An 11,892-nucleotide genomic window follows, 5' to 3' on the forward strand; every position below is an offset into this window, starting at 1 on the left:
GCCGCGGTGAGCGCCAATATTGCAGGAAACATGCCCGCGGCTAGCGCCGTCGGCTCAGATCACTATGGGGAATGACTGGCGGCGTCTTCCGTAGTGGACGAGGCAACGAGTCCTTTTTGGCTGAATGAAGCTGCGGGACTCGTAGCCTCGTCCACTACCTCCCGCCATTTGTTGTTCCAAACGTCCCAAGCAGGTTACGTTGCAACTGCCGCTAAGGCCCAATCGTTTGTGAATTCTTGGAAGCTTCCCGTTTCACGACGGGAAGCTCTAAACTAATCTGGACGCACTGAATTGCTCGACATCTCCAACTAAGTGCATCACCGATGGGAAAACCCAAGAACAAGAAGTCGGATAAGCCCAAATCAAAAGCCACGAAGCCGTCGCAGGCGGAATTGGCCGACAAGTTCGACTGCTACCAAAAATCGGTGCAGACACCGGAGCATGAAGTCGAGTTTTTTGAGCAAGCCTATCGCGACTTTCACAACAAGAAACCGCTCACTCTACGCGAAGATTTTTGTGGCACTTTTGCGATCTGTTGCCACTGGGTCCAATCGGATCCCGAGCGAACCGCCGTCGGCGTCGATCTGTGTAGCGAAACGCTCGACTGGGGACGCGAACATAACCTCGCAAAGCTGAGCGAGGGCCAACAGAGCCGCGTGAAGTTGCTGGAACAAGATGTTCGCAAACGCAATCGCCCTCAAGTCGACATCCTCTCGGCTCAGAACTTTTCGTTCTGGATTTTTAAGACGCGAGCCGAGGTGATCGACTATTTCAAAGCCGCTCGCGCTAATTTGACAAGCGAAGGCGTGATGGTGATGGACATGATGGGGGGCGGCGAGTGTTACACCGAAGAACACGTCGACAAACGCACCATCAAAAAAGGACGCAAAGGGTTTCGCTACGAGTGGGAACAAGCCTCGTTTAACCCCATCAACGCGGACGCGAGTTTTTACATTAGTTTCAAGTTCAAGGACGGCAGCAAACTGAAACGAGCGTTCGAGTACCACTGGCGTTTTTGGACGATCCCCGAAGTCCGCGAGATGCTCGCCGAAGCGGGTTTCAGCGAGAACCATGTCTACTGGGAAATCGAAGACAACGACGAAGATTCGCATTGGGAGCGAAGCGAAACCGCATCGAGCGACCCAAGTTGGATCTGCTACATCGTGGCTGCCAAGTAACGCGACATTGTCGGCCAGCTTTCACCGAATGATCCTCTTTAAGGAACGGTGTAGAAAGTGACAAACGTGTCTACCGCTTGGCACACGCTAACGGCTCGGAGAGCCGTGCGACATTGTCGGCCAACTTTCCAATCTGGTACCGCCTTGCACCGAATGAACCTCTATAAGGAACGGTGTAGAAAGTGACAAACGTGTCTACCGCTTCGCACACGCTGACGGCTCGGAGAGCCGTGCGACATTGTCGGCCAGCTTTCCAAGCTGGTACCGTCTTGCACCGAACGAACCTCTATACGAAACGGTGTAGAAAGTGATAAACGTGTCTACCGCTTGGCTGCTAAAAGTTTGAGGTTGACGATGGATTGCGCAGCCATGTTTATCTTCAGGATAAGACCATAGTTACCTCGCCCCAGACGAAGTCGGGGGAGAGGTCGCAGAAATTCCAGCGCAACCGACCAACCTCTACAACCCCAAAGATCTAGCAGCCCAATCTACCACGCCGCACGCGCTAACGGCTCGGAGAGCCGTGCGACATTGTCGGCCAGCTTTCCAAGCTGGTACCGCCTTGCACCGAACGATCCTCGATGAGGAACGGCGGATGAAGTGGCAAACGGGTCTACCACGCCGCACGCGCTGACGGCTCGGAGAGCCGTGCGACAATGTCGAGCAATCGCTATTTTGGCAATAGTTTGAGCAGTTGTTCAGCGTCGACGAAACCGGATCGTCGCAGCTCTTTGCCGTCCGCATCCACCAACAAAATGGTCGGCACAAACTCAACATCAAACTTGTCAACCAGAGCCTTGGTGTTCGCAGCGTCCATGTCCAAGCGAAGAGGCACCACGTCGTTCCGCAACGCTTGCTGAACCGCGGATTCCGGCCACACATGTTTATCCATCATTCGGCAGGGAACACACCACGACGCGGCAAAGTCGATCAACACCGGCCGTTTCACCGTCCGGGCTTCCGCAATCGCGTCGTCATAATCACGCAACCACGTCACATCCGCTTCGGCGTTGCTATCCGCTTCCTCCGATGCCGGCATGATTGCTTGGCTAGCTTCCGGCTTGGGCGACTCGATCGCTAACGTAGCCATCGAGTCCGGGATGACATTGGGAATGGCACCGCTGCTGCGAATCCACACCGCTGCGACCATAACAATGAACATCATGATCGCAACGGCAACAATTGCACTGCGTCCGGATCGTATTTCTTTTAGTTTTGACTTCATCAGATTTTGTTGAAATTTAATGTGGAATGTAGGGCCGGTTCCCACCGGCCAGTCACAAGCTGGCCGGTGGGAACCGGCCCTACAACTTGACTTCATCAAACGACCTATTCTCTTTTTTTCTTCGCCCGTGACGAACGTTTAAAATCGAATGTACGCGTAACCTTGGTGCTGCAAATCGATAACTCGCGCGAACGCGGCGGCGGCGAGCAACACATCCGGATGGATATCCGCTTTCGCCCAACCTTCCTTTTGACGCCGTGAATCACAAAATTCGACATGCACCCCCATCTGCTTCAATTCCGATAGCAGCTTTGTGTTGGGGTTGCCGGTATCCGTGTTTTTCACTCGGTTCCATGCTTCGTCCGTCAAAATATGAGTGGACGCGTCGCCGTGAAAAACCGCCCGCAGATCAAGTTGCTCTGGATCGATGCCTTGTTTTTCGTAGTAACCGCGAAGCTTCTTCAAATACAGCAGCGGCTTGCTGACACCTTCTTTCCACTCGTCTCGGGTGCATTGATAGACGACCTTGATCGGGCCTTCATACTGCAGCCCAATCACGGGCCGATTTGCTGGATCGGAATCCGAGCGAGACGAAGCATTGTCTGTCGGTGATACCGCAAGTGCGGGCGAAGCTATACTCAGGGCAAGTATCGCAAGGGACGCAATCACGGGGGAGAAAAACTTATTCATCATTGGTTTCCTTTTCATTGGAAGGGGAGGAAGAGTTGACTGTGGCTTGGGGATCATCATCCTGGGCATTTCCATCAAGTGCGTCTGCTTCGCGTTCTTGCTGGCGGTTCTTGATGAATGACAGGTACTGCGAACGCAACACCTCGGGACTCACGACGCAGCGCACTGGCGGCTTGCCGGTATCTTTGACTTCGCCGCGATTGGCCAAGTACTGGCGAACGGCATCATGCGTGGTTTGTTCACTTTGTTTGGTCACGCGACAACGTTTGACGCGGTGAATCTGGTCTTCGGGCTGTCCCTTGCGAGCTCCCGCCGCGAGACTGTAGGACTTTTCAGGGTCCACCGGTTCTCCATCGATCTCCAAACTTCGTAATCGCTCGTTGGCTTTCGCGGTGGAATCGAACTGCACGTCCATGTTGGTCGATGGTCTCGCCAACCAACCGCCGTACAGTCGCAAAGGATCCTCGGAAAAAACGTTCTCAAATTCGTTTTCCCAATAGTCGATCAACTGTTGGCCGTAGGCTTCCCCGACTTTGATTTCTAAATTCAATGGCAACCAGTTCCACAAATCGGCTTCGGTGATGGGGCCTGGAGCGGTCGGCGGCGAGAAGCGAAAACCGTTGCTCAGTGCGACATCTGTTCCTGCTGATTCTTTAACCGCGTCGGCAATCAAACGGTCCATCGACGTGCTCATCACGTTGTAGCGTTCGAGCCAGATATCGGTGTGACCGATTTCACGATTCATTCGCTCGCGATGCGGGGCAAGAACTTCGTCAACGATTTCTTTGACTTGTTCGTCTTCGGCAAACTTGTCTTCACGTAGCTCGATCAATTCCCATTGTCGATCGACAATCTTGCCCTCGGACATCGTGATGTCCATCACTCCGACGAGCGAGCCGAATGCACCGGCTTCGACCACCCAAACGTCGCCCACTTCGATTGGTTCGTAAGTGCGTTCATGAGTATCTGCTGAAAGTGAAATGTCGACGCCACGAAGCTGGCGCGTCAACGGAACGGCTTTGTGTAAGCCGATGTGAGTGACAAGCACCACCACGTCGACTTTTTCTTCATTGCGAAGTTCGTCGATCAGCGGCTGCAGGACCTTGGCTGCTTGAAAATTCAGGCCTTCACTCATGTGCGGCGGTTGCCGCGAGGGAACATCGGGATCGGTGAAACCGAGCAAACCAATCTTCACTCCATTGATTTCCTTTACTAGATAAGGCCGAAAGGACCGGTCGCCCGTTTTTGCGTCAAAGATATTGGCAGCGATCATCGGGTAGTTGACTTTTTCGCTGAGTTTTTGAAGCTGATTCGCTCCGTACGCAACCGACCAATTGCCGGGGATAGCGAGGTCAAATCCGAGTGCATTCAGTGGCCGCACCATAACCTCGCCTTGGGTCCACGCGCCAGGCCCACTGCCTTGGAATGTGTCCCCACCATCAATCTTGAGCATTCCGTGGGGCCGTTGGGCTTCGAGGTGTTTAAACGCTGTGGCGATGCGACTTAGTCCGCCAGCGTTGTGAACACGCTCTGCCCGATCGCCTTGCCAAAACAATTCAGGGTGCGGTTCGAGTTGCGCATGAATGTCATTGACAAATGCGATCGAGAATTTTTTGGTTTTCATGTCAGCGCCACGTGAGGGGACGTTGTTCGCGGCCGAGACAGGCATCGTCATGGCCAAACATCCGACAACGACAGCAACAAAAATGCCGATAGGTTTCATGATTGGTAATTCCAGTAAAAAAAGGGAGAAGAAAGGGGCGTCCCGAAGACGTAAACGAAGGGGACAATCCGAGTCCTAGGCCGTTCGTGTCGTATCGCTGGCCTTGCCTGGTTTGTTGGGTTTCAGCGATTCGTAACCTGCCGCAGTCCACGCGTCCCAAGACCCTGGAACGGTCCGTGCATCAAAACCGTTCGCTCGCAGAACGCTCACTGCCACACTGGCTCGGTAACCGTTACCGCAGTACACGACCACCGGTTTGTTCTTATCCAACTCGCCCATTCGCTTGGGGATTTCGGGCAAGAACATGTATTGGGCTCCCGCGATGTGCCCCATGTCCCATTCCGACGGTTGGCGGACATCGAGCAGCGTCATTTGATCGGTCGGGAACCGCTGATTCACGTCGTGGACCGACATCGTTTGGAACGAGTCGAATTTGCGGCCCGAGTTGATCCACGCTTTCATGTCGCCATCGAGTGCGACTTTGACATTCGTCAGCCCGACACGCGAAAGCCAATCCAATGGATCATCAAAGTTCCCTTCCGCGGGCTTGATGATTGCGATCGGGCGATCTGGATCGAGCATCCATCCTCCCCACATCGAGAGCACTTCGTTGTAACCAATGTTCATGGCACCCCGGATGTGACCGCCGGCAAAGGCTTGCATCAAACGGGTATCAAGCAGTTGCATGCCGTTGGACTGAATCACCTTGTCGAACGCATCAGGCTTGAGCCGCTGGACCTGAGGCGTGCCACCCAAGATCTCAGGACCAGCTGCATTGATTTTCTTCATTCGTGGCCAGTAATACGGCACCGGCGGCTGAGCACTCAGCAGGGCTTCGATAAACATTTCTTGGTTTTTCATTCGCCAATACGGATTGCCTTGACGTTCCTTGGCAAGCGTTGGATCCCCTTCGGGTGCTTTGATTCCGGCACCGCAGGGAGAACCAGGACCGTGAGCGGGGTAGATTGTCAGTTCGCCGGGCAATTGAGTGAATGCGTTCTGCACGGATTGGTAGAGCGACTTGGCGAGCGAATCGGTATTTTTAACGCCCATCAAATCAGGACGTCCCACGCTGCCGATGAATAGAAAGTCGCCGGTGAACAATGCCCATGCTTGACCGCTGCCTTTAGACGACGCCAAATACGACATGTGCTCAGGCGTGTGCCCCGGAGTATGGATACCGCGAAGCTTGATGCTGCCCACCGTCACTTCGTCACCATCGCGGATGGGTCGATCGACTTTAAATCCATAACCCGGATCGCCCTCGATACTCGCCACGATCCGAGCCGTACCAGTACGATCCGCGAGTTCTCGGGAACCGGAAACAAAATCAGCGTGCACGTGTGTTTCCACGGCGTGGGTAATTGTCAGCCCATGTTTTTCCGCCAGATCCAAGTACACCTGAACATCGCGGCGCGGATCGATGACGACGGCCACCCCGGCGTTTTTGTCACCGAGAAAATACGAGTAGTGCGACAAGCCACCCGCTTTGATCGTTTCCAGCACGATATGCTGCGGTGGTCGGGTTGCATTGCTGTTCTCGCCAGCCCGGGCGACAGCCCCAGCCTTAGTCAGCAAGACAGTCCCCAGCCCGAAGGCTCCGGCGTGCTGCAAAACTTCGCGACGATTGAACGTGGTCATCATTGGCTCCTAGATGTATGGAATGCGTTCGGTTTGAGCACGGGCGTCCGACGATCGACCCAAGCACAACACTCAAAAGGTTTCTTGAGTTTTAATGTTCGCATCCAATTTTCATCCGCCACCCCAAACTCAAAACGTTCATTGACTCTGCGATCCACACGGTTATGATTGCAAAGCAGCAGATCGATGATTCTGCGGGCAGCACGCGATAGAGAGAAGGATTGCCAAAATGCATCTTTTTTCAGACGCCTATGTTTTCAGACGCAATGTTTTCTGATCCCGAGTTTTTCGAATCTCAGATTGCGGCATGCGTCGGCGGACGGCATACCAGCCGCACAATATCCAGCTCACCCCCCAACGGCATCATGCTCGACAAACAAAATCAGGCGGCGATTTACCGGCAACTTGCCGACGTGGGCGGAGCACTCTCGAATCCGCATCGTCTGAAAATGATCAGCCTGTTGGCTCAGGGTGAAAAGCCGATTGACGAATTGGCTCAATTGACCAATCAGTCGCTGGCTGCCGCAAGCGCTAATGTGAAGGTGCTGAGAAATTGCCACTTGATCGCGACCGAAAAGCGAGGTCGCAGCGTTTACTGTTCGCTTAAAGACCCGCGAGTCGCTGAACTATGGCTGAGATTTCGTGATCTCGGCGAAATCGTCGTCCCCGAGATTCGCGAAGTAATGCGAGCGGAATTCGATGCCGATGAAGGCTTATCCCCACTGACAGAAAGCGAGCTGAATGACAAACTCGATCGCGGGCGATTCACCTTGTTGGATCTGCGGCCGGCGTCGGAATTTGAACAAGGGCATTTGCCAAAAGCTCGAAGCGTCCCATTTGACTCGCTCGCCGAAGCGGCACCAAAATTACCAAAATCGGCAACGATGCTGGTTTATTGTCGCGGCCCGTTTTGCGCGGCCGCGTTTGCGGGAAATCACTGGTTACGAGAACATCAATTCAAGTCCCAGCGTTTGCGTTTCAGCGTCCCGGAATGGAAAGCGGCGGGGCTGAGCATCGAGCGTAATTAAAGATTCACGCTATCGCTGATGAACCTGATCATCGGCCAAGCCCCCCATTTTTAGTCGATAAACCCGACTCGCACTGCTTTGACTGCAGCATCGGTTCGGTCGTTGGCGCCAAGTTTTCGCAAGATGTTTTGAACGTGCTCTTTGACCGTTTCGACACTGATCATCAGTGACTTGGCGATCTCTTTGTTGCTGAGCCCCAATGCAATATGAAGCAATACCTGCGATTCGCGGCTCGTCAGAGGCCAATCACACGCGAACTGAGTGAGGTCGACTTCGTTGAGCATCTTCTCACGAATTTGATGGAAACGCCCCTCGGGGACCGCTCCTTCTGCATTGATCGCGCGTGATACCGCGTCGATCAAACCTTGTCGCTCAGTATTTTTTAGAATGTAATCATTGGCCCCCAAGGCGGCGGCGCGAGCAATGTAGGTTGGATTATCGTAGCTGCTTAGCACTACAACCGGCACATTGAATTCGGATTGCCGAATTTTCTCGAGTAACTCGAGACCGCTCATTCCAGGCATTCGGATATCCATAATCACAGCGGAAAACGGCTGCTGTGCCATGAAGATCAATGCTTCTTCGGAGGTGCCTGTCGACATCGCGACTTGCATGGAAGTCCCGTTAAACATGCATTTTAAGCCGAATCGTGCGGCTTCGTGATCGTCGACAACCAGTAGTTGGGGGGACATGTGTACTTCCAAAAAAACGATGATTGTGAACGTGCTGTAGAACTTGTGGTGTCGACGATTGTTCACTGTTTGTCTACTCAACACTAGCCCACTTTATCCGCTAAAGCATTGACAAAACAGCACTTGCAGTCAGAACGGAGAGAAAAACCATGCTACCAGGGGGGTTTCTGATTGCCGCAGGTCCCGCACGAGCGTATACGCACTCATTTGACCGGGTCTTAATGGTGACCTAGATACCTGTGTTGTTCCGCATCACCGGAATGTTGGTCACGGCTTGGAATATCTCTGCAGGCATTGCAGCCTTCCCAAAGCCAATCCGTCTCACGCCCCTTCGATCTACAAATCATCATGAGCGCATCTGCATCGATCCTGTTAGTCGACGACGACCAACACCTCGCCGATTCCATGGCTCAGTGGTTACGCGAGATGTCCAACCATGTGGAGACCGCGGGCACGTTGACAGCGGCGAAAGCGGCGCTGAAGAAACAGAAATTTGACTTGGTGATCACCGATCTTCACCTCGGTGCCGACGACGGATTCGATTTGATCGGTTACACAAAAAAACAATATCCGGGAACCTCCGTGCTGGTCATCACCGGCTATGCAACTCCGGATACTGCGGTTCAAGCAGTCCGCGCGGGCGCATTTGATCTATTGACCAAACCGCTGATCGATGACGAGTTGACGCTAGCCATTGAACGTGCCGTCGAGCAGCGAAAGATCTCCCAAGAAAACGAGACGTTGCGTTTACAATTGGATCGCCGCAGTGGGATGGAGAACATCCTCAGTCACGACTATCGAATGCTAAAGGTATTTGATGTGATCGACAGCGTGGCGGACGCACGAGCGTCGGTGTTAATCACGGGCGAAAACGGTACAGGTAAAAGTATGATCGCCCGAGCGATCCACGCTCGTAGCTCGCGGCGAAACGGTCCGTTTGTCGAAGTCGCTTGTGGGGCGTTGCCTGACACTCTGCTCGAAAGTGAATTGTTCGGCCATGTTTCGGGGGCTTTCACAGGCGCCAATCATGACAAGCCCGGCAAGTTCGACATGGCTGATGGCGGAACACTTTTCTTGGACGAAATTGCGACGGCAACGCCAGCCATGCAAGTCAAGCTGTTACGCGTTTTGCAAGAATTCAAATTCGAGCCTCTCGGGGGCAACGAAACGCATTCGGTCGATACCCGCGTGATTTTGGCAACCAACGAAGACCTCACCAGTGCGGTAACAAGTGGTACGTTCCGGCAAGATTTGTACTACCGAATCAATGTCGTGAACATTGTCTTGCCACCGCTACGAGAACGTCCTGGCGACGTCACATTATTGGTGGACCATTTCCTCACCGAAGCAATGGAGTCGTGCGGTCGAGAGATCGAAGGATTTGATCGCGAGGCCATTGCGGCGCTCCAAAACTACAGCTGGCCGGGGAACGTACGTCAACTCGAGAACATTGTCGAACGAGCGGTATTACTTGGACGAGGCTCATCGTTGACGATCGACGATCTGCCACCCGAAGTGACTGGGCGAACATCCGACGTGGCGTTTGCCAGTCTTTCGACCAGCCCCACAAACCGCGTCAACCATGCCATCGGACAAGTCGACGGCAAAACATTGCGGGAAGCTCTCGAAGCGCCCGAGCGAGAAATCATCCTGCAGTCACTACGTTCGCATCACTGGAATCGAGCCGCCACGGCGGATGCGTTGGACATCAACCGCACGACGCTTTACAAAAAAATGAAGCGTCTCGGATTGGATGATCCCCGTTTGCAATACGCTAACTAAAGTGTGATTCCATTTAGCGAGCCGGCCTCGCTATTGCTAGAAACGTAAGTTCCATCTGTCTTAGTGAGCCGACGGCGCTAGCCCAATGCCATCTACTTTGGCACTAAACGGGTGGTTTTTGTAGCGGTGCGGCGCGAGCCGCCCGGCCTAATTTGAACGTTTTACTCGCTGCAGCCGGACGGCTTGCGCCGTACCGCTACTAAAGTAGATGGCATTGGGCGCTAGCCGAGGGCCCGCCGTTTTTGTATGGAACCCGCCCGCGGCTAGCGCCGTCGGCTCACAAAAACGAAAAGCCGGAGCAGTCGCATTATTGCACCTTGGCCCGTTTGTCGATTTCCAACAGCTTAAAACGTGTGCTGACAACGGAGTGTTTCTCGGGCCCTGGACGATACTTGATGTAGGTCGTTGCGTGGATGGTTCCATCGCTCAAACGCTCGAGCCCCGGATAACCGCAGTCAAAAACGTTTTTTGCATGGCTGTGCAATAGCTTGATCCGATACTGGCCAGGACGCCCTTGTTGAATATCTTCGTAGGTGCCCACCCACGCCACAAAGTGCCCCTTGGTTTTGCTTTGCGGCGCTAGATCACGAAACGCGATGACCCAGCGTCCATCGGGGGCTTGAACGCCCATGTGGCGATCCCCGGTCAGCCCCCAAGCGGTATCGACAGGCTTGCTCCAGGTTTCTCCTTCGTCACGAGAAAACATCATCAAACTGTTCCCGGTGTGCGTATTTTCTCGCATCAAACAACACAGTTCCTTTCCATCGGGCGATCGCAGCACGAACGGTTCGCACGGGTTTTTGCCCTCGACCGCAGCGACGACTTTGGGTTCCGACCAAGTCAGGCCCCCATCCGCGGTGATCGACTGCAACACGCTTAGCGGCGTTCGGTCTTGCCCATCGGGGCCTTTGTGATAGAGCCCGAGATAGCGTCCGTCGTGTAGACGAATGATGCTGCTAAATGTCATGACGCATGGAAAGCCGAGCGGAGGCATTTCTTTCCACGTTTTGCCTTCGTCTTCACTCATGATGCTCGGCATCCCTGGGCCACCACGTTTTCCGAGCGCGGCTGAAAATACCCACAACCGAGCGACTCCTTGGGGGTCCACCATTCGATAAATGCTGGGACAATTTTGATGCGTCGAAAAGCCTGGGGGTAACGACGCATCCAGACGCGTCCAATTCCGTCCCCCATCATCGCTTCGTGCCATCGGCCCCGCCGCGCCGCCATGGTTGATACACCACACGCAAAAGAGGGTGTCACTGCCGGGCAGTTTCAGTGTCGTGGGATGGCCTTGGTACGTTTGCGGTGTTCCCTCGGCGATTACTAGCTGACGATCGGTCTCGTCAGAAATATCAATCGTCGGCAAGTTATCGGGTTCCTCACCGAGCGACGTTGTCGCACAGGGAACCAGACAGGCTAAAAACAATACTCGACTCAATACAATATTCACTGCATGCCTCACGAAGTCTCACGGAAATATTCAGCTAAGCACCGCCTGAACAATAAGTGACGGGGTTTCCCGTAGCGGAAGTCGTCAAGACTTTCGTTTTCCAGGCTGGTCGAAACTCTCGCGCGAGTTCCGCTACGACAGTAATTACTCCGACAGTCCTAACAAAACAGCGGCCGGTTGATTTTAATGAGTCGCCCGCGCGAAAGCGACCGATCTAGGCCGGAAGTCTATACACTGAACTGAGAAATATCGTTGGCCGAAGTACTCGCTGGGCTCAAACTCAGCGAAAACCACGGGGGATCGGCACCTGTCGTCGCTTCGCGACTTGGTGCGTGTGGGGGCGACATTGCCCCCGGACTCGCGTCCGGGGCTACCGTCTGCCGTCGCTATCGCGACTAAGAATCGAAACAAAACTTGCGCAAACTGTATACCAAGCAACAGCAAGGTTTTAAGCCGTCTAGGGTTAGCCTGGACCGCTAG

General features: G+C 53.9%; 10 protein-coding genes. 4 read left to right on the forward strand and 6 right to left on the reverse strand.

Annotation, left to right across the window (positions count from 1 at the left end):
- Positions 1–323: 323 nt before the first annotated feature.
- A complete protein-coding gene (locus SH528x_RS32545) occupies positions 324–1,178 on the forward strand; it encodes a hypothetical protein (protein ID WP_442507580.1) in 855 nt (284 codons plus the stop codon).
- A 670-nt stretch (positions 1,179–1,848) separates the two neighbouring features.
- On the opposite strand, the gene SH528x_RS32550 is transcribed toward SH528x_RS32545, so the two are convergent.
- The 4 genes from SH528x_RS32550 to SH528x_RS32565 form a co-directional block, all read right to left on the reverse strand.
- A complete protein-coding gene (locus SH528x_RS32550; protein WP_442507581.1) occupies positions 1,849–2,403 on the reverse strand; it encodes a thioredoxin family protein in 555 nt (184 codons plus the stop codon).
- A gap of 138 nt (positions 2,404–2,541) precedes the next feature.
- The gene (locus SH528x_RS32555; RefSeq protein WP_442507582.1) at positions 2,542–3,096 is read right to left on the reverse strand and encodes a DsrE family protein; all 555 of its coding nucleotides are present in this window, start codon (positions 3,094–3,096) and stop codon (positions 2,542–2,544) included.
- Positions 3,086–4,816 carry a bifunctional metallophosphatase/5'-nucleotidase gene (locus SH528x_RS32560; protein ID WP_442507583.1) on the reverse strand — a complete coding sequence of 577 codons (1,731 nt, stop codon included), beginning with the start codon at positions 4,814–4,816 and terminating at the stop codon, positions 3,086–3,088. Before SH528x_RS32560 ends, SH528x_RS32555 begins: the two co-directional genes overlap by 11 nt.
- A 75-nt stretch (positions 4,817–4,891) precedes the next feature.
- Positions 4,892–6,460 (reverse strand): MBL fold metallo-hydrolase, encoded by a 1,569-nt coding sequence (locus SH528x_RS32565; protein ID WP_442507584.1) that lies wholly within the window; start codon positions 6,458–6,460, stop codon positions 4,892–4,894.
- Between the two features lie 362 nt (positions 6,461–6,822).
- On the opposite strand from SH528x_RS32565, the gene SH528x_RS32570 reads away from it, so the two are divergent.
- Complete coding sequence (locus SH528x_RS32570; protein ID WP_442507585.1) at positions 6,823–7,485, forward strand: metalloregulator ArsR/SmtB family transcription factor; 663 nt, start codon at positions 6,823–6,825, stop codon at positions 7,483–7,485.
- Between the two features lie 50 nt (positions 7,486–7,535).
- Here the strand turns inward: SH528x_RS32570 and SH528x_RS32575 are convergent, their stop codons facing one another.
- The gene (locus tag SH528x_RS32575; RefSeq protein WP_442507586.1) at positions 7,536–8,177 is read right to left on the reverse strand and encodes a response regulator transcription factor; all 642 of its coding nucleotides are present in this window, start codon (positions 8,175–8,177) and stop codon (positions 7,536–7,538) included.
- 348 nt (positions 8,178–8,525) lie between these two features.
- Between SH528x_RS32575 and SH528x_RS32580 the strand changes: the two genes are divergently transcribed.
- The gene (locus SH528x_RS32580; RefSeq protein ID WP_442507587.1) at positions 8,526–9,959 is read left to right on the forward strand and encodes a sigma-54-dependent transcriptional regulator; all 1,434 of its coding nucleotides are present in this window, start codon (positions 8,526–8,528) and stop codon (positions 9,957–9,959) included.
- Positions 9,960–10,266: 307 nt separating this feature from the next.
- Here the strand turns inward: SH528x_RS32580 and SH528x_RS32585 are convergent, their stop codons facing one another.
- A complete protein-coding gene (locus SH528x_RS32585) occupies positions 10,267–11,400 on the reverse strand; it encodes a sialidase family protein (protein WP_442507588.1) in 1,134 nt (377 codons plus the stop codon).
- Between the two features lie 264 nt (positions 11,401–11,664).
- Between SH528x_RS32585 and SH528x_RS32590 the strand changes: the two genes are divergently transcribed.
- Positions 11,665–11,811: a hypothetical protein gene (locus SH528x_RS32590; protein WP_442507589.1), complete on the forward strand. Its 147-nt coding sequence runs from the start codon at positions 11,665–11,667 to the stop codon at positions 11,809–11,811.
- The last annotated feature ends 81 nt before the right edge of the window (positions 11,812–11,892 follow it).

The organism is Novipirellula methanifontis, assembly GCF_052161655.1.
Classification (GTDB): domain Bacteria; phylum Planctomycetota; class Planctomycetia; order Pirellulales; family Pirellulaceae; genus Novipirellula.

Coding starts and splice junctions, on each gene's coding strand:
- SH528x_RS32570 (WP_442507585.1), top strand. CDS start 6,823: ATGCTCGACAAACAAAATCAGGCGGCGATTTACCGGCAACTTGCCGAC.
- SH528x_RS32555 (WP_442507582.1), bottom strand. CDS start 3,096: ATGATGAATAAGTTTTTCTCCCCCGTGATTGCGTCCCTTGCGATACTT.
- SH528x_RS32545 (WP_442507580.1), top strand. CDS start 324: ATGGGAAAACCCAAGAACAAGAAGTCGGATAAGCCCAAATCAAAAGCC.
- SH528x_RS32550 (WP_442507581.1), bottom strand. CDS start 2,403: ATGAAGTCAAAACTAAAAGAAATACGATCCGGACGCAGTGCAATTGTT.
- SH528x_RS32560 (WP_442507583.1), bottom strand. CDS start 4,816: ATGAAACCTATCGGCATTTTTGTTGCTGTCGTTGTCGGATGTTTGGCC.
- SH528x_RS32565 (WP_442507584.1), bottom strand. CDS start 6,460: ATGATGACCACGTTCAATCGTCGCGAAGTTTTGCAGCACGCCGGAGCC.
- SH528x_RS32580 (WP_442507587.1), top strand. CDS start 8,526: ATGAGCGCATCTGCATCGATCCTGTTAGTCGACGACGACCAACACCTC.
- SH528x_RS32575 (WP_442507586.1), bottom strand. CDS start 8,177: ATGTCCCCCCAACTACTGGTTGTCGACGATCACGAAGCCGCACGATTC.